General features: G+C 63.2%; 15 protein-coding genes. 5 read left to right on the plus strand and 10 right to left on the minus strand.

Annotation, left to right across the window (positions count from 1 at the left end; translation table 11 throughout):
* Window positions 1-311 precede the first annotated feature (311 nt).
* Window positions 312-1,613: an MFS transporter gene (locus AC07WT_RS32905; RefSeq protein ID WP_494950191.1), complete on the plus strand. Its 1,302-nt coding sequence runs from the start codon at window positions 312-314 to the stop codon at window positions 1,611-1,613.
* 159 nt (window positions 1,614-1,772) lie between these two features.
* Window positions 1,773-3,242 carry an MFS transporter gene (locus AC07WT_RS32910; protein ID WP_494950192.1) on the plus strand — a complete coding sequence of 490 codons (1,470 nt, stop codon included), beginning with the start codon at window positions 1,773-1,775 and terminating at the stop codon, window positions 3,240-3,242.
* A gap of 16 nt (window positions 3,243-3,258) precedes the next feature.
* Here AC07WT_RS32910 and AC07WT_RS32915 read toward each other — a convergent pair whose 3' ends face one another.
* The 4 genes from AC07WT_RS32915 to AC07WT_RS32930 all read right to left on the minus strand — a co-directional run bounded on the left by AC07WT_RS32915 (window position 3,259) and on the right by AC07WT_RS32930 (window position 4,889).
* Window positions 3,259-3,531, minus strand: a complete 273-nt coding sequence (locus tag AC07WT_RS32915; RefSeq protein ID WP_492589799.1) for a hypothetical protein — start codon at window positions 3,529-3,531, stop codon at window positions 3,259-3,261.
* Between the two features lie 55 nt (window positions 3,532-3,586).
* Window positions 3,587-4,018 (minus strand): DoxX family protein, encoded by a 432-nt coding sequence (locus tag AC07WT_RS32920; protein WP_494950193.1) that lies wholly within the window; start codon window positions 4,016-4,018, stop codon window positions 3,587-3,589.
* A gap of 143 nt (window positions 4,019-4,161) precedes the next feature.
* Entirely contained in the window at window positions 4,162-4,623 is a 462-nt protein-coding gene (locus AC07WT_RS32925) for an RbsD/FucU family protein (RefSeq protein WP_494950194.1), read from the minus strand.
* 122 nt (window positions 4,624-4,745) lie between these two features.
* Window positions 4,746-4,889 (minus strand): hypothetical protein, encoded by a 144-nt coding sequence (locus tag AC07WT_RS32930; protein WP_494951156.1) that lies wholly within the window; start codon window positions 4,887-4,889, stop codon window positions 4,746-4,748.
* 720 nt (window positions 4,890-5,609) lie between these two features.
* Here AC07WT_RS32930 and flhD point away from each other — a divergent pair.
* Window positions 5,610-5,930: a flagellar transcriptional regulator FlhD gene (gene flhD / locus AC07WT_RS32935; protein ID WP_115104566.1), complete on the plus strand. Its 321-nt coding sequence runs from the start codon at window positions 5,610-5,612 to the stop codon at window positions 5,928-5,930.
* Window positions 5,931-5,944: 14 nt separating this feature from the next.
* A complete protein-coding gene (flhC, locus tag AC07WT_RS32940) occupies window positions 5,945-6,514 on the plus strand; it encodes a flagellar transcriptional regulator FlhC (protein WP_492589793.1) in 570 nt (189 codons plus the stop codon).
* 40 nt (window positions 6,515-6,554) lie between these two features.
* Here the strand turns inward: flhC and AC07WT_RS32945 are convergent, their stop codons facing one another.
* The 6 genes from AC07WT_RS32945 to AC07WT_RS32970 all read right to left on the minus strand — a co-directional run bounded on the left by AC07WT_RS32945 (window position 6,555) and on the right by AC07WT_RS32970 (window position 16,281).
* Window positions 6,555-7,883 carry an Nramp family divalent metal transporter gene (locus tag AC07WT_RS32945; protein WP_494950195.1) on the minus strand — a complete coding sequence of 443 codons (1,329 nt, stop codon included), beginning with the start codon at window positions 7,881-7,883 and terminating at the stop codon, window positions 6,555-6,557.
* 60 nt (window positions 7,884-7,943) lie between these two features.
* Window positions 7,944-9,146 (minus strand): acyl-CoA dehydrogenase family protein, encoded by a 1,203-nt coding sequence (locus AC07WT_RS32950; RefSeq protein WP_494950196.1) that lies wholly within the window; start codon window positions 9,144-9,146, stop codon window positions 7,944-7,946.
* A gap of 205 nt (window positions 9,147-9,351) precedes the next feature.
* A complete protein-coding gene (locus AC07WT_RS32955) occupies window positions 9,352-10,914 on the minus strand; it encodes an efflux transporter outer membrane subunit (RefSeq protein ID WP_492589787.1) in 1,563 nt (520 codons plus the stop codon).
* A gap of 13 nt (window positions 10,915-10,927) precedes the next feature.
* Entirely contained in the window at window positions 10,928-14,113 is a 3,186-nt protein-coding gene (locus tag AC07WT_RS32960; protein WP_492589785.1) for an efflux RND transporter permease subunit, read from the minus strand.
* Between the two features lie 70 nt (window positions 14,114-14,183).
* Entirely contained in the window at window positions 14,184-15,392 is a 1,209-nt protein-coding gene (locus AC07WT_RS32965) for an efflux RND transporter periplasmic adaptor subunit (RefSeq protein WP_492589783.1), read from the minus strand.
* Window positions 15,393-15,426: 34 nt separating this feature from the next.
* On the minus strand, window positions 15,427-16,281 hold the full coding sequence (locus AC07WT_RS32970; protein ID WP_492589781.1) for an alpha/beta hydrolase: 855 nt from the start codon (window positions 16,279-16,281) through the stop codon (window positions 15,427-15,429).
* A 173-nt stretch (window positions 16,282-16,454) separates the two neighbouring features.
* Here AC07WT_RS32970 and AC07WT_RS32975 point away from each other — a divergent pair, with 173 nt between their 5' ends.
* Window positions 16,455-17,459, plus strand: a complete 1,005-nt coding sequence (locus AC07WT_RS32975) for a LysR family transcriptional regulator (RefSeq protein WP_492589779.1) — start codon at window positions 16,455-16,457, stop codon at window positions 17,457-17,459.
* The last annotated feature ends 57 nt before the right edge of the window (window positions 17,460-17,516 follow it).

The following is a 17,516-nucleotide window of genomic DNA, read 5'->3' on the forward strand; positions in this document are numbered from 1 at the left end:
TTCTGACGGACGCGCGTCACGTTCCGACATCAGACTTCCACACTACGTACAGCGCCCCTAGCGTAAAGGCCCGACACCGGAATAAAAACGGCTTCAAGGGAACTTTTCCCAATCTAATTAAACACTTCGCGAAGCGAAGGGCTTTCATCCTGTAAAATCCCGGCTTGGCCTCAGTCGTCATCGCGCCTGCCCTATCCGGACCGGCGCGCCGGTGTCCCGTGCTCTACCCAGCGCTTGCCACACTTCTCGGCCGACGACCGCCGCATTCCACGCGCTACGTGTGGCTTTCAATTCAAGACAATGACATAGCAATGCAAGCAACAAATCTGGGTGGAGCACAGGCTGCCACCCCACGCCCTCTTGGGCGCAGCGATTACAAGACGCTCGGCCTCGCCGCGCTGGGCGGGGCTCTGGAGTTTTACGACTTCATCATCTTCGTATTCTTCGCGCCGGCGATCGGTCAACTATTCTTCCCGGCCGAAATGCCGGACTGGCTGCGCCAGCTGCAGACCTTCGGTATCTTCGCCGCCGGCTATCTGGCGCGGCCGTTGGGCGGCATCATCATGGCGCACTTCGGCGACCTGTTCGGCCGCAAGCGCATGTTCACGCTGAGCGTGCTGCTGATGTCGGTGCCGACGCTGATGATGGGCCTGCTGCCCACCTACGCGAGCATCGGCGTGCTGGCGCCGGTGCTGCTGCTGGTGTTCCGCGTGCTGCAAGGCGCGGCGGTCGGCGGCGAAGTGCCGGGCGCATGGGTGTTCGTCTCCGAACACGTGCCGCAGCGGCACGTCGGCTACGCGTGCGGCACGCTGACGGCCGGTCTCACGGCGGGCATCCTGCTCGGCTCGCTGATCGCCTCGGCGGTGAACCGCCATTTCGCGCCGGCGGACATCTCGGCGTACGCGTGGCGCATTCCGTTCCTGGTCGGCGGCGTGTTCGGCATGTTCTCGGTTTATCTGCGCCGCTGGCTGCACGAGACGCCGGTGTTCGCCGAACTCAAGCAGCGCAAGTCGCTCGCCGCGGAAGTGCCGCTCAAAGCCGTGCTGCGCGATCACGGCCGCGCCGTGATCGTGTCGATGCTGCTCACGTGGATGCTGTCGGCGGCGATCGTCGTGGTGATCCTCATGACGCCGACGCTGTTGCAGAAGCAGTTTCACATCGCGCCGGCCACCGCGCTGCTGGCCAATTGCGTCGCGACGCTGTGCCTGACGATCGGCTGCGTGATGGCGGGCTCGATCGCCGGCCGGATCGGCGCGGGGCCCACGATTTTCATCGGCGGCCTGGCGCTCGCGGTGTCGTACTACGTGATGTTCCAGCAGCTTGCCGCCGATACGTCGGCGCTGGTGCCGCTGTACGCGGTGGTGGGCTTTTTCGTCGGCGTGATCGGCGCGATTCCGTTCGTGATGGTCAAGGCATTCCCGCCGGTCGTGCGGTTCTCGGGCATCTCGTTCTCGTATAACGTCGCCTATGCGGTGTTCGGCGGCCTCACGCCGGTCGCCGTGTCGCTGATGATGAAGTCGAACCCGATGGCCGCGCCGATGTATGTTGGCGCGCTGTGCATCGTCGGCGCGCTGACCACGCTCCTCATCAAGGACGCAGCGCAAACGCGTTGATCGCGGGTCGTACGTCGTAGCATCGCAACGGCGCGCCCACGCGGCGCGCCGTGGTTCCTCTCTCGGGCTCATGCCCTGCCTTGCGGGTTGTTTCGGCGACATCGACACTTCACGCCATCGCGAAACATGGTGCGCCGCATCGGACCTACGATGCATCGCATGAAAACGCCCAATCCCTCTCTCACGCCCGCTCTCGGCCGCGTCCTCGCGACGGTCAGCGTCGGCTTCGTCGTCACGCAACTCGACGTGACCATTGTCAACATCGCGCTGCCGAAGATCGGTGCGGACCTGCAGGCGAATGTGGCGGGCCTGCAATGGGTCGTCGATGCATACGCGCTCGCGTTCGCGGTGCTGATGCTGTCCGCCGGCGTGCTCGGCGACCGGCTCGGCACGCGGCGCATGTACGCGGCCGGCATCGTGCTGTTCGCCCTGGCGTCGCTCGCTTGCGGACTGGCGCAGAACGCCGCCATGCTGATCGCGGCGCGCGCGGCGCAAGGTATCGGCGCCGCCGCGATGCTGCCGAACTCGCTCGCGCTGCTCAATCGGTCGTTTGGACATGACCCGAGGCTCAGGGCCCGCGCCGTCGGGCTGTGGACCGCTGCCGGCGCGATGTCGATCGCGGCGGGTCCGGTAGCCGGCGGTCTGCTGATCGCGGCGTTCGGCTGGCGCAGCATCTTCCTCGTCAACCTGCCGATCTGCGCGGCCGGTTTGCTGGCGACCTTGCTTTGGGTGCCGCGCCCGGCAACGGCACCGACGCCAGCGGGCAGCCTGCGGACCGAAGCCGGGCCAGGCGCGCGCAGCATCGATCTGAGCGGCCAAGGCCTTGCCATCGTCGCGCTGACCGCCTTCGTCGCCGCCGTGATCGAATGGCGTCCAGCCGGCTTGAGCCATCCGCTGGTGGCGGGCGGGTTCATCCTCGCATTGGTTGCGACCGGCGCGTTTATCGCCGTGGAAACGCGCGTCGCGGCGCCGATGCTGCCGCTCTCGCTCTTCAGCAAGCGCACCTTCAGCGCCGCGGTGCTGTTCGGCATCTGCGTGAATCTGACGTACTACGGCATGGTGTTCGTGCTGAGCCTGTATTTGCAGCGCGTGCGCGGCTATACGCCGTTGCAGGCTGGGCTCGCGTTCCTGCCGTTGACCGGCGGGTTTCTGGTCTCGAACGTGGCGAGCGGCTGGGTAGTCGGCCGCTACGGCGTGCGCGTGCCGATGATCGCCGGAGCGATGACTGCCGCGCTCGGCTATGGCCTGCTGCATCGGGTCGACGCAGCTACGCCGCTCGCCGGCTTGCTGGTGCCGTTCCTGCTGATTCCGTCAGGCATGGGGCTTGCCGTCCCGGCCATGACCACGAGCGTGCTGGCCTCCGTCAAAGCGAAACGGGCAGGCACGGCGTCGGCAGTGCTGAATACGGCGAGGCAAGCGGGCGGCGCAGTGGGCGTGGCCGCGTTCGGCGCCCTGGCAAGCGGCGCAGCCGCCACGCGGATCGTAGCGGGCGTGCAGGCCGCCACCGGAATCTCGGTGGGGCTGCTGGTGCTCGGCGGCGTACTCGCCTGCCTCGTGCATCCCGAGCCGCATAGGCGAGCGGCGAGCGAGCGCAAGTCCGGGCCCGTACGAGCAACCGAGCCGCACTGACCGCTTCGTTTCGGGCTCAGAGCGATGCCTCCTGAATCGTGCCGGTATCGATAGCGCGCTCGATCAGGCCTTCGCTTTGCGCCTTGCTGATCGCGTCGGCGATGAGCTTTTCCGGCTCATCGATCTCGGCCTTGATCGTGCTGAGGAGCCCCGATGCATCCAGAACCACCAGCGTTTTCGCCGAATCCGCCAGGCTGATGATGACGCGATGCGGCGTGGGCCCTTCGCCAAGGCTTGCGCACAGCTGCGTGACCTTGCCGCCAATGGTTTGCTCGAAACTTTGAATCATGGTTTGCTCCCTTGATAACAGCCGGAATCAGAAGCAACCAGCACGGCCTGTGCCATCATCGATTCAACCCGCCGCGCGGCGCGCGGGCGCCGTCGATACTGATACGGCCCGCTCCGGTCACGAACAGAAGCAGGAAACCACCGGCAATGCCGATGTTTTTCCAGAAGTGGATCACCATGTCGCGTTGCAAGGCGGCATCGGTGACGTTCCAGAAGTCGTGCCCCAGCACTGCCGTCGCCACCGTATACACCGCCATGACGAGCGCGAGCGGACGGACCTTGAAGCCGACGATCAGGAACAGGCCGCCGAGCGCCTCGACCGCGGTCGCGATCGGTGCGGCGACCGGCACGAACGGCACGCCTTTCGAATGCAGATAGCCGACGAAGCCCGCATAGCCCAGCAGCTTCATCACGCCGCCCCACAGAAAGAGCACGGCAAGGGCGATACGCGCGACGAGGATGACAGCGGAATCGACGGGACGCGTCATGAGGGGGCTCCTGTAAATGAATAAGCAGCAGACCCGACCAGACGGCCGCAGTTCCCCGCTTTGCACCTGAGAATATGTGCACTGCCCGCCTTTTCCAAGCTCGGGCAGAGGTGTACGGCGCGCCTCGACGCGACCTGCCTCGATTATCGCGGGGCGTCCGGCGCAAGCAATACGCCCTTGGCCAGCACAAAGCAGCCATAACCGCGCTCTTCGCCCGTTGCGATCACGCAATAGGCTTGACGCGCGCGCTCATAAAAAGCGAATCGTTCGATCGAAGCAAACGGCACCTCGCGCCCTTCCGCTGCGTTGACCTCGATTTGCGCTTCGCGTTGCACTGCCGGAATCGTGTTCGGCTCGCCCACCACTTCCATCCGCGAAGCAGGATGCTCGATGAAGGTATCGAGCGGCAGCACCGACAGAACCGCTCGAATCGCACGCGGCGCGCTCACGCCGTCGAGGCGAAGCAGTTTGCCCAGCACCGTCGTACGCGCCACTGAAGCGCCCGGGAAATTCGCGTCGCAAATCACCAACTCGTCGCCATGCCCCATCGAGCGTAGCGCGTACAACACGTCGGCGTTCAACAGCGGGTCCAGATTCTTCAGCACGGTGTCTCCTTGATGTCCAATTGGCGGCTGACCGTCCGGGTTCGGCGGGTCGGCCCAGGTAAGGCATGCCGGTCGATTCACGACCGGCTCGCGTCGAATGTCGATTATGGCCGAATTGACGATCAGCCGTTCCGCGCGAAGTGCCGGGCCGCGTCATTGCGGCGTTGCCGGCACTGCCAGCGCAGCCATCCCACCAACGCCAGCAACACGAGACCGGCGCCGCCCAGCACCGGCTCGCGCCAGGCCAGCGCTGGGCCCGTACGCATCGTCCGAAACACCGCTGATCGGCGTGGTCGGAAGTACCGGCGTTTTGACATCCGCGCCTATTTCAGCGGCATCGCGTCAGGCAGCTTGCACGGCCCGGCTCTAGCTGGCCGTCACATTCGCCCGCAATGTGCCGGGCGCATGCCCGCGGCCCTGAGTTCAGCCCCGCCGTCGAACGAATTCGCCCAAACGGATTGCCGGAAGTTACAAATACCGCGCTGTTTGTAACTGGGGCCTCACCGAAATGTTACACGCCTGATTTGTCCCCATCGCAATGCCAATGACCGGTATTTATTACTTTTAATTGGGCTTACTTTCTATTTCCCTTCCTGCCCAATGCGCGATTTTCCGGTCTCCTGACAGGCCTCTTCCTATTTCCTGACAATCAAACCTGAGTCCCGCCATACAAGGGTTTGCATGGATCAGACAAGAGTTTTTGAGGGCGGGAAAACGGCACAGCCCCCTCTATTACGGGACTGTGAAATAGTTACCGAAATTTGATGCATCTTTTTGAGATATTTTTTTGAGAAAGGATTGATTTCTGGTTTTACCCTTCATACAATTCGTCCCAAGCTGTTACGAAATGTAACGCTATGTATCAAGAAATCGCCATCTGTATCAGGTGGTGACATGTAGCCGGAGGTCATCGTTTCCGGTGAGGCAGAAAAGACATAACGGCAAAAAAGCCGACATAGTAATTCGGGGCTTCGGAAACGCAGAAAATGGACCGTAGCAGCGAGACGCTGGATTCAATCCGCGAAATCAACTTGTCTTACATCATGCTCGCGCAACGCATGTTGCGTGAGGACAAACCGGTCGGGATGTTCCGGCTGGGACTGTCATCGGAACTGGCTGATTTGCTTGCCGGGCTGTCGCTCGCGCAGATCGTCAAACTGGCCGCTTCCGATCAGCTTTTGTGCTTCTTCCGCTTCAACGACCACTCGATGCTGTCGGCGTTGACGCAAACGACGAAGCATGCCGCAGTTTCGCCGACTCACGCTGCGATCCTGCTTGCAGGCCAGCCTGCCGAGCAGTTTGCTTAAACGAGGTGACTGCGATGCTCAAGCGTAGCCTGACCGAAGACGCGCAAGACGTATTCCGCGCCATCGCGCTGATCGAACTCGGCGCGCGCATGCAGGTGCTCGAAAGCGAATTGACGCTGTCGCGCGACCGCATGATCCGCCTGTACCGCGAGGTCAAGGGTGTGTCTCCGCCCAAGGGCATGCTGCCGTTCTCGGCGGACTGGTATATGACGTGGCTGGCGAACATCCACGCATCGTTGTTCTACAACACGTACCTGTTCCTGAAGAATGAAGCGCGCTGCTCGCATCTGGACGCGCTGACCAAAGGGTATCGGCTGTATCTGGAACATTGCCGGCACAGCGAAACCGAACCCGTGCTGGACCTGACGCGTGCGTGGACGCTGGTGCGTTTCTTCGACGCCGACATCCTGCAACTGACCAAGTGCTGCCGCTGCACCGGCAAGTTCGTCGCCCACAAGCACGATCTGCAACACAACGTGGTATGCGGCGCCTGCCAGCCGCCGTCGCGCGCCGGCAAGACCAAGAAGGCCGCCGCCGCCCGTCAGGAAGCGCTCGAAGCATCGCAGATCGCGCAAGCAGCCTAAACTTTCGGCGTCCGACGCGAGGCCGCTTAGCGTACCCACCTTAGCTCACCCACCCCACCGTCTGCGCCACCAGCCACAGGTTCGCCGCGCTGATCACCGCGAACAGCGCCCAGGCGAGCAGCCGCGTCGGCAGCTGGTTGGCGAATTCGCCCATCAGCGAACGATCGCTGGTCATGCGGATCAGCGGATAGAGCGCGAACGGCAGTTGCAGGCTCAGCACGACCTGGCTTGCGACCAGCAGCTTGCCGACCGCATCGTTGCCCAACATCTGCACGCCGATCAACGCCGGGATCAAGGCCAGCGCCCGCGTAATGAAGCGCCGCTGCCAGCACGGGATTTTCAGCTTCAGAAAACCTTCCATGATGACCTGCCCGGCTACGGTACCGGTGAAGGTCGAGCTTTGTCCCGACGCCAGCAGCGTGAGCGCGAACAGCACCGCCGCGAAACCGGTCCCGACGATCGGCGCGAGCAGCTTGTACGCATCTTCGATTTCGGTGACCTGGTTGTGGCCGGTCGCATGAAACGCGGCACCGGCAAGAATCAGGATCGCCATGTTGATCAGCAGCGCGATCACCAGCGACGCAATCGTATCGATGCGCGACATGCCGATCGCCGACTTGATGCTGGCTGAATCGCGCTTCACGGCCCGTGTCTGCACGATCGATGAATGCAGATAGAGGTTATGCGGCATCACGGTCGCGCCGAGAATGCCGATCGCGAGATACATCGGCTCACGTGAGCTGAGCGCCTGCCAGGACGGAATCAGCCCCTGCGCGACCGACGGCCAATGCGGCTTCACCAGCGCCAGTTCGATGATGTAACCGACGCCGATGGTCGCGATCAGTCCGAGCATGATCGCCTCGAGATCGCGGAAATTCTTGCCCTTCAGGCCGAGCACGATCAGCGTATCGAATGCGGTCAGCAACACGCCGGCAGTCAGCGAGCATTTGAACAGCAGATGGAAAGCCAGCGCGCCGCCGAGCACTTCGGCCAGATCGCAGGCGACGATCGACAACTCCGCGAGCAGCCACTGGAAACGCGCGACACCTGGCGTATAGCGCGCCCGCGACAACTCCGCGAGATCCCGCCCGGTGGCGATGCCGAGGCGCATGCTCAGGCATTGCAGCGCCATGGCCGCGAGACTCGACAGCACGACGACGAACAGCAGGCTATAGCCGTAACGCGAACCGGCTTCGATATCGGTGGCCCAGTTGCCGGGGTCCATGTAACCGATCGAAATCAGCAAGCCGGGTCCGGCGAATTGCAGGATTTTTTTCCAGAAAGGTGCGCCTTGCGAGACGGCGACCGTGCCTTGCACCTCGGACGGGCAAAACGGCGCTGTTGCCGTAGTCGGTAGTTTGAACTGCAATCCGGTGGTCTCTTGAGGTGGATGAAACGCGGCGCGCCTGCAGGGCCGCCGCGAACCGCCTCAAGTGTACAAAGAAACTTCCGGCAATGTCCCGCTGAGCGCATAACGGCCGACATCGCGCACGCGATAGTCGAGCGGATCGTGCAGCGTGTGCACGCGCGCGTTGCGCCAGAAGCGATCGAGCGCGAGCGGCGCGTGCGTCGAGCGGGCGCCGCAGGCGTCGAACAGTTTTTCGCTGACATCGAGCGCGGCGCGGTGCGCGAGAATCTTCGCCTCCGACGTGGCGAGCGCGACCTGCGCACGCGTTTCGGCGGCAAGCACCGGGCCCTGCTGCCACGCGTCTTCGAGCGCGCAGGCGGCGCGCATTGCAAGCGCTTCCGCGCTCACCGCTTGCAGACGCATCTCGCCGAAACGCTGGATCAGGTAGGGATCGTCAGTGGCTTTTTCGACGCCGGAACTGATCCAGGGCTTGCCATACTGGCTCACGTACGCACGCGCCTCGTCGAGCGCGCCCTGCGCGATGCCCACGAACAGATTGGTCAGCACCTGCTGCGAGATCAGTGTGCGCAGACTCGCGTACGGCGTATCGGCGCGCTCCAGCACTTCATGCGGCTCGACCTTGACCTGCGCGAACGACACGCTGCCGCTATCGGTCTGCCGCTGACCGATCGGGTTCCAGTCTTCGTGGACGGTGATGCCCTCGCGCGCCGTCGGCACGACGGCGAAGACCGGTCGGCCGGTTGTCGGATCCTGCGCGGAAACGGTCATCATCTGCGAGCCGCGCGTGCCGGAGCAAAATCCCTTCTGGCCATCGAGACGATAGCCGCCGCCGCTGGTTGCGCTCGCAACGAGTCGCGTGTCGAGCGGATTGACCGCATTGCCCCACCACCAGCGCCCTTCCACCGTGCCGCGCAGATAACGCGCACGTTGTTCGGGATTGCCCCACACATTGACGCTGACCACCTGCAAGCAGGTGAAGCCCAGCAGATGCGCGAGCGCACTGTCGACACGCGCTATCGCACGGATCGTTTCGTAGATGTCGGGCCAGCTCGCACCGGCGCCGCCGAATTCGCGCGGCACGGCCAGCGTCAGCAGACCCGCGTCGGCGATCCATTGCTTCTCCTGCGCGGCGTGCCCGCCGTCGCGATCGCGTTGCGCGGCGCTGGCACGCAATGCGTCGAGCAAGCCAGCAAGATCGCGCACTGCGGGCTCAGCGGATGTTTGCAGCGTTTCCAGCGCCTCGGCATGACGAGGTGGGTTCATGCAATTTTCACGTAAAGAGAGCGGACCATGATAGATGGCGGGATGCGGGCGGTCTATGAAGCGATTTTTGGAAGGAACGCAGGAAAGATGATTTAGCAGCGGTACTGTACAGGCGATAAAAAAAGCCGGGCCGCGCTTTCGCACGACCCGGCGGCCCTCGTCTACCCATTCGCTTAAGCGCCAACCTACCGCTTTGCTACCTGCTTTACCGCTTCGCTACCTGCTCCGGAGCCGCAGAGGCTGATGCTGACGCCAGCGCGGACGCGGGCGCAACCGCCCCCACCGCCGTATCGGGCGCCTTGACATCGCCCCAGCCACCGCCCAGCGCGCGAATCAGATTCACCGTCGACACCGCCTGGGTGCCCGACAAATGGCTCGCCTGAAGCTGCGAAATCAGCACCTGCCGCTCGCCGTCGATCACATCCAGATAGCTGACCGCGCCTTCCGTGTACTGCGTGCGCGACAGATGCGCGGCCCGCTGCGATGCCTCTACCGCGTTGTTCTGCTCGCGAATCTGATCGTCGAGCAGACGCAGATCGGCCAGGTTGTCTTCCACCTCGCGGAACGCCACCAGCACCTGCTGACGATATTGCGCGACATCCTCGTCGTATTTCGAGCGAGCCTGCGCGAGATTCGCCTTGCGGCGGCCGCCGTCGAACAGAGGCAAAGTCAACGCGGTACCGGCGAGCGGTCCAAGGATGAACGCGCGGCTCGACCACTTGAACAGATCGCCGAGCGTCGCCGATTCATAGCCGAAGGCGCCGGTGATATCGAGCTTCGGGAAGAACGCCGACTTCGCCAGGCCGACCCGCGCATTCGCCGCGGCCATCGCCCGCTCCGCCGCCGAAATATCCGGCCGTCGTTCGAGCAGCGCCGAAGGCAAACCGGCCGGCACCCGCGCCGTCACCGGCACGAGCGGCGTTTCCGCGAACGAGAAATCCGCCGGCGGCTTGCCGAGCAGAATCGCCAGACTGTGCTCGGAGGCAGCTCGCTGACGCGCCACACCGACCGCGTCGGCACGCGCGCTCGCCAGTTCATTGCGGGCGCGCGACACATCCAGCTCGCCGATATCGCCTTCCTTGAAACGCCGTTCGACCAGCTTCAGCGCATCCTCGCGCAGCGCCACGGTACGGCGGTACAGGTCCTGATCCGTATCGAGTTCGCGCAACTGGAAATAGTTCTGCGCAACGTCGGCCTGCAGCGCAAGTTGCACCGAACGGAACAACGCTTCGCTCTGCTGCTCGTCCGCACGCGACGCATTCACGTTCGAACCGACCCGCCCGAACAGATCCGCTTCATACGACGCCCCGACCTGGGCACGCCAGATCGTGCCCGTCGTGCCGCCTGCGCTATCCGGCTGGAGTTGCGATGCTGCCGACGCCCGTTCGCGCGTCGGACCGAAGCCCGCGTCAAGCTTCGGGAACCAGTCCGACTTCGCCGCCTGCGTCACCGCACGCGCCTGCTGCACGCGCGCCGCGGCCGCCTTCAGGTCCTGATTCGCAGCAGCAGCCTGCTGTTCCAGTTCGTTGAGCCTGGCGTCGCCGAAAATCGTCCACCATTCGCCGCGATGCGCGTCGTCGGCGGGTTGCGCCGGCTTCCAGGTGCCCGCGTTTTGCGGCGACGCGACCGGCGCCTCCTTGAACGCGGCCGGCGTATCCACCTCCGGCCGCTTATACGTAGGCTCCACGGAGCAGGCTGCGAGCAGCGCCACCAGCAAACCGCTGGCGGCCGCCCGGCCCCATCCGCTCAAAGATTCAAACCGCTTCATTATTGTTTTCTCCTCAGGCATCCGTCACCGGCAACGCATAGTGCGGCGCGTCTTTCTGCGCGACGTGAATCGTCCCGCCCGCCAGCGTACGCAGCACCACATAGAACACAGGGGTCAGCATCAGGCCGAACAAGGTCACGCCGAGCATGCCGAAGAACACCGCGATACCCATCGCGTGACGCATCTCCGACCCGGCCCCGCTCGAGAGCACCAGCGGCACCACACCCATGATGAAAGCGATCGACGTCATCAGAATCGGACGCAGACGCAAGCGGCTGGCCTCGATGGCCGCCGACAGCGGCGTATGTCCGTCATGCTCGAGTTCGCGAGCGAACTCGACGATCAGAATCGCGTTCTTCGCGGACAGCCCCACCAGCACCATCAAGCCGATCTGCGTGAAGATGTTGTTGTCACCGTGCGTGAGCCACACGCCGGTCAGCGCGGACAGCACGCTCATCGGCACGATCATGATCACCGCGAGCGGCAGCGTCAGACTTTCATACAGTGCGGCCAGCACGAGGAACACGAGCAGCACGCTGATCGGGAACACCCACAGCCCCGCATTGCCGGCGATGATCTGCTGATACGTCAGGTCGGTCCATTCCAGCTTCACGCCATGCGGCAAGGTTTGCGCCGCAACGCGTTCCGCCGCGGCCTGAGCCTGGCCGGACGAGAAGCCCGGTGCCGGACCGCCGTTGATGTCGGCAGCGGTATAGCCGTTGTAACGCACCACCATTTCCGGACCATACGTAGGCGTGACCGTCACCAGCGACGACAACGGCACCATGTCGCCCGCCGCATTACGTGTCTTCAGTTGCAGGATGTCGTCGGCACGTTGACGGAACGGCGCGTCCGCCTGCACCCGCACCTGATACACGCGACCGAAGCGGTTGAAGTCGTTCACATACAGCGAGCCCAGATAGATCTGCATCGTGTTGAACACGTCCGTGACCGGCACACCTAGCTGCTTGGCCTTCACTCGGTCCAGATCGACGTTCAACTGCGGCACATTGATCTGATAGCTGGAGAAGGTCGGGCCGAGTTCGGGCGTCTGCGCGGCCTTCTTCACGAACGCCTGGGCAGCTTTGTTCAACTCCGCATAACCGACCGCGCCGTGATCCTCCAACTGCATCTTGAAGCCGCCGAGCGTGCCGAGGCCGAGCACCGGAGGCGGCGGGAACACCGCCACGAACGAATCCTTGATCGCGCTGTACTGCTGGTTCAACGCGCCGGCAATAGCACCGGCCGCGAGCTTCTTGCTGCCGCGATCCTTGAAAGGCTTCAACGTGACGAACACGATGCCCGCGCTCGAACTATTGGTGAAGCCGTTCACCGACAAACCCGGGAACGCCACCGCGCTTTCCACGCCCGGTTGCTTCAGCGCGATCGCGCTCATATCGCGGATCACTTTCTCCGTGCGATCCAAAGACGCGCCGTTCGGCAACTGTGCGAATGCAATCAGGTATTCCTTGTCCTGCGCGGGCACGAAGCCGCCCGGCACGACGCGCGAGATCAGCACGGTTGCACCCAGCAGAATCGCGTACACCACGAGCATCGCGCCCTTACGACGCAGCACGCCAGTCACGCCACGGCCATATTCGGTCGAGCCGCGATGGAACACCTTGTTGAAGCCCTTGAAGAAGCGGCCCAGCACGCGATTCATCACACGCGTCAGGAGGTCTTCCTTCGCACCATGACCGCGCAGCAGCATTGCGGACAAAGCCGGCGACAAGGTCAGCGAGTTGAATGCCGAGATCACCGTCGAGATCGCGATGGTCATCGCAAACTGCTTGTAGAACTGGCCCGTCAAACCGCTCATGAAAGCGAGCGGCACGAACACGGCGACCAGCGTCAGCGCGATGGCGATAATCGGCCCGCTCACTTCCTGCATGGCTTTATATGTCGCGTCACGCGCACTGAGGCCGTTTTCGATATTCCGCTCGACGTTCTCCACCACCACGATCGCATCGTCCACCACGATCCCGATCGCCAGCACCATGCCGAACAACGACAACGCATTGATCGAGAAGCCGAACGCGAGCAGCAACGAGAAGGTCCCGACAATCGACACCGGCACCGCGATCAACGGAATGATCGACGCGCGCCACGTTTGCAGGAACACGATCACCACGATCACCACCAGCGCGATCGCTTCGAGCAGCGTATGAATCACCGCCTCGATACTCGAACGCACGAACTGCGTCGGGTCGTAGACGATCTTGTACTCGACGCCCGCCGGCATATCTTCGGCGAGTTCCTTCATCGCCGAACGCACCTGGTCGGAAATCGCGAGCGAGTTCGCCCCTGGCGCCTGGTTGATTGCCAGCGCCACAGCCGGTTTGTTGTCGAGCAGCGAACGCAAGCCGTATTCCGATGCCGCCAGTTCGATACGCGCGATATCGCGCAGATACGTCACACCGCCATCCGGCGCGGTCTTGACGATGATGTCGCCAAATTCGCCCTCGGTCTTCAAACGGCCGCGCGCGTTCACCGACAACTGCAACTGCGTGCCCGGCACCGAAGGCGATGCGCCGATCACACCGGCTGCCACCTGAATGTTCTGCTCACGGATCGCGTTGACCACTTCGGTGGCGGTCAAACCGCGTTGCGCCACTTTCTGCGGATCGAGCCATACACGCATCGCGTAGTCGCCCGAGCCCCACAACTGCACTTCACCCACGCCCTGAATCCGCGCGAGCCGGTCCTTGACGTTCAACAGCGCGTAGTTGCGCAGATACGTCATGTCGTAGCGGTTGTTCGGCGAGATCAGGTGGACCACCATCGTCAGCGTCGGCGAGCTCTTGATGGTCGTGATGCCGAGGCGCTGCACGTCTTCCGGCAAACGCGGCAGCGCCTGATTGACGCGGTTCTGCACCAGCTGCGTCGCGAGGTCCGGATTGGTGCCGAGCTTGAAGGTCACCGTCAGCGTGAGGTTGCCGTCGCTATTGGCTTGCGACTGCATGTACAGCATGTTCTCGACGCCGTTGATCTGCTCTTCGAGCGGCGAGGCCACCGCTTCCGCGATCACCTTCGGATTCGCGCCCGGATACTGCGCATGGACCACCACCGAAGGCGGCACGACTTCCGGGTACTCGGAGATCGGCAGCTTGAAGAGCGAAATGATGCCCCCCAGCAGGATCACGACCGATAGCACGCCGGCAAAGATCGGCCGATCGATGAAGAATTTGGATATGTTCATTGGAAGCTCTTAACGTTGAAGCATGCGCGGTTGGAGCATGCGCGCGCAATGAAAACGCGGCGCACGAGGCTCACGAATTCTTGTCTGCCTTCGCCCGCGTTTGTGCGAGCGGCGCGCTGTTCGGATCCTGATCGGCGTCCATCGGCACCATGTGAGCGCGCACCGCATCGCCCGGACGCACCCGCTGGATGCCGTTCACGACGATCCGGTCGGTGCCCTGCAAGCCGCCCTTGACGACGCGCAGATTGCCCTGCATGCCGCCCAGCGACACTTCGCGGTACACGACGTGGTTATTCCTGTCGACCACCAGCACGAACTTCTTGTCCTGATCGGTGCCCACTGCCGCGTCGTCGATCAGCAGAGCCGGATGCGGCTCGCTGCCGCCGACCTTCACGCGCGCGTACAAACCCGGGATCAATGCACCATCCTGGTTATCGAAGCGCGCACGCACGCGAATGGTGCCGGACGACGTGTCGAGCCGGTTGTCGACGGATTCGATCGTGCCGCTGCGCGAGTAGCCGCTTTCATCCGCGAGACCCAGCTCGACCGGCACCTTGCCGCCGTCTTTCGCGCGGTTCAGGTATTGCAGATAGGTTTGTTCGTCGGCGTCGAACGAAGCGTAGATCGGCGAGACCGACACCAGCGTGGTCAGCGGCGTCGAGCTCGCGCCCGCCGACACCACGTTGCCTACCGTGATCTCAGCACGCGACACGCGGCCCGATACAGGCGCCACGATCTTCGTATAGCCGAGATTGATGCGCGCGGTTTCGACGGCAGCTTGTGCGGCCTTCAGGTTGGCGCTCGCTTCGCGCGCGGCGTTCTGCTTCTCGTCGTAGTCGCGCCTGGCGATCGCGTTGTCGGCGATCAGGCGTTGCGCGCGCTCCCAATCGCTTTGCGTGTAGCCCGTGCGCGCCTGAGCGGCCGCCAGTTGCGCTTCGGCGCGATCCACCTCGGCCGCGTACGGACGCGGGTCGATCACGAACAGCGTGTCGCCCTTCTTCACGAGCGCACCGTCCTTGAAATTGACGGACACGATGGTGCCCGGCACCTGCGAACGCACGTCCACTTTCTCGACCGCTTCGAGGCGGCCCGAGTAGCTCTGCCAATCGGTGATGGTCTTTTGCACGACCGTGGCGACATCGACTTCCGGCACGATGGTGGGCGCCGCGGGCGAACTCGCATCCACGCGGATCGCGCCGAACGTGCCCAGCCCTGCCACCACGGCGACGGCTAGAACGGCAATCGCCAGACGGCGACGGGAAAGAGGAAGGATAGTCATCAAAAGCTCCCGGTATCGTTGGTTAAAATTCTGTTTATCGATGGGCGCGCGCGTCGAAGCGCCACTGAAAAAATCGCACCGCTTCCTGCAACGCAGGCGGATGGTCGGCCAGCGCGGCGTGTGAGACGCTCGGATAGCGGACCACCTGGGTCAGCACGCCGGCGTCGATCAGACTGCTCGCGTATTTCTCCGCTTCCACATGCAGCACGTCGTTTTGCGCCGTCGCGATCAGCGTGGCCGGCAGGCCCGCGAGGCGCGACGATTCGAGCGGCGCGGCATACGGATGCATGCGTTGCGACGCTTGCGGCAGATACGCGCGATAGCACGCCGCGCATTCCTTCGCGGTAATGTCCGAGCCAAGGCGCTTTTCGTCGCCGAGGCGCGTCAGGCTCGGATCGAGCATCGGTCCGAACAGCGCTTGCGCGGCGATGCGCACGTCGCCGCGATCGCGCGCGATGAAAGCGAGGCAGTTGGCCAATTGCCCGCCCGCATCGTGGCCCGCCACGCCGACCTTCCTGCTGTTGCCGCCGAACGCACGCGCCCGGGTCTGCACCCACAGCGCCGCGCGATGTGCGTCTTCAGGCGCCGCGGGAAACGGAAACTGCGGCGCCAGCGAGTAACCGACCGACACCACCAAGGCCGGTAAGTGTTCTGCGAAATAACGCGCGGCAAAGTCGGCCTGATCGATCGAGCCCTTCGTAAAACCGCCGCCGTGGAAATAAAGCAGTACCGGCAGTGCGGTTTTCTGCGGCTGCCTGTACACACGCAACGTGATGTCTTGTGCGTGTCCTTCGATCTGTACGTCAGTGACGTCAAGCGCCGTGCTGCTGGCCTCTGCCGGGTTGCTGCCGGCGGGCACGAACGAGTACGACGGTTTAAATGCATCCATGTCGAGCCGCGCAATGCGCATAGAACTTCAATGGTGCAAATTGTGGGTTCGGCAGACTCGTAAATAAATGCCTATAATCCGGCAACACAATTCGGCGTGTCTGAACAATCGAACGCGATTGCTCTGCGGATTCGATTACTGCTCAGTGCGCCCGCCCCTTCTGGAGGTTTGCAATGGACCGGCTTCAGGCCATGCAAGTGTTCACGCGTGTCGTCGACACCAACAGCTTTACCCGCGCAGCGGAAACGCTCGATCTGCCGCGCGCATCGGTCACCACCATCATTCAGAATCTCGAAGCGTTCCTCGGCACGCGTCTGATGCACCGGACCACGCGCCGTTTGTCGCTGACGCCGGACGGCGCGGCGTACTACGAGCGCTGCGTGCGCATTCTCGCGGACGTCGAAGAGACCGAGGCCAGTTTCCAGAGCGGCAATAAGAAGCCGCACGGCAAGCTGCGCATCGACATGCCCGGCTCGATTGGCCGCTTGCTGGTGATTCCTTCGCTATGTGAATTTCACCAGCGCTACCCGGACATCGACTTGCAACTCGGACTGACGGACCGGCCAGTCGATCTGTTGCAGGAAGGTGTCGATTGCGTTGTACGGGTGGGCGCGCTGCAGGATTCGTCGCTGGTGGCGCGGCGTATCGGTTTGTTCGAAGGCGTGAGCTGCGCGTCGCCGGACTACGTCGAGCGCGCGGGCATGCCGACGTCGCTCGAAGACCTGGACAATCACAAAGCAGTCAATTACTTCTCGAGCCGCACGGGACGCACGCTCGACTGGGCGTTCATGGTTGATGGCAAAGAAGTTGAAGTGAAGATGAAGAGCATCGTGTCGGTGAACGACGCCGATGCCTACGTGACGTGTGGACTGGAAGGCTTCGGCCTGATTCAGCCGGCGCTCTTCATGGTGCTGCCGCATCTGCGTTCGGGCCAGCTCGTTGAAGTGTTACCGGAGCTGAAACCTTTGCCGATGCCAATTTCCGCAGTCTATCCGCACAGTCGGCATCTGTCGCCGAAAGTCCGGGTTTTCGTAGACTGGATTGCCGAGTTATTCGATCGCTGCCCGTTGTTGAGCGGTCGCGGCACGCTCGACGCGACGTGCACGAAGCGTACTCCTGAAGAGCGCGAATCTGCTCCGATGCTCGATACGCCGGTGATAACCGAGTGGGTAGCCTGATTCGCGTTGATTTGAAGTACAGTAATTGAAATAGTGAATTTCAATCGCGGCTCTAAT

The organism is Paraburkholderia sp. GW821-FHT02A12, assembly GCF_059422005.1.

Coding starts and splice junctions, on each gene's coding strand:
- AC07WT_RS32905 (WP_494950191.1), top strand. CDS start 312: ATGCAAGCAACAAATCTGGGTGGAGCACAGGCTGCCACCCCACGCCCT.
- AC07WT_RS32910 (WP_494950192.1), top strand. CDS start 1,773: ATGAAAACGCCCAATCCCTCTCTCACGCCCGCTCTCGGCCGCGTCCTC.
- AC07WT_RS32915 (WP_492589799.1), bottom strand. CDS start 3,531: ATGATTCAAAGTTTCGAGCAAACCATTGGCGGCAAGGTCACGCAGCTG.
- AC07WT_RS32920 (WP_494950193.1), bottom strand. CDS start 4,018: ATGACGCGTCCCGTCGATTCCGCTGTCATCCTCGTCGCGCGTATCGCC.
- AC07WT_RS32930 (WP_494951156.1), bottom strand. CDS start 4,889: ATGCGTACGGGCCCAGCGCTGGCCTGGCGCGAGCCGGTGCTGGGCGGC.
- flhD (WP_115104566.1), top strand. CDS start 5,610: ATGGACCGTAGCAGCGAGACGCTGGATTCAATCCGCGAAATCAACTTG.
- flhC (WP_492589793.1), top strand. CDS start 5,945: ATGCTCAAGCGTAGCCTGACCGAAGACGCGCAAGACGTATTCCGCGCC.
- AC07WT_RS32950 (WP_494950196.1), bottom strand. CDS start 9,146: ATGAACCCACCTCGTCATGCCGAGGCGCTGGAAACGCTGCAAACATCC.
- AC07WT_RS32955 (WP_492589787.1), bottom strand. CDS start 10,914: ATGAAGCGGTTTGAATCTTTGAGCGGATGGGGCCGGGCGGCCGCCAGC.
- AC07WT_RS32960 (WP_492589785.1), bottom strand. CDS start 14,113: ATGAACATATCCAAATTCTTCATCGATCGGCCGATCTTTGCCGGCGTG.
- AC07WT_RS32965 (WP_492589783.1), bottom strand. CDS start 15,392: ATGACTATCCTTCCTCTTTCCCGTCGCCGTCTGGCGATTGCCGTTCTA.
- AC07WT_RS32970 (WP_492589781.1), bottom strand. CDS start 16,281: ATGGATGCATTTAAACCGTCGTACTCGTTCGTGCCCGCCGGCAGCAAC.
- AC07WT_RS32975 (WP_492589779.1), top strand. CDS start 16,455: ATGGACCGGCTTCAGGCCATGCAAGTGTTCACGCGTGTCGTCGACACC.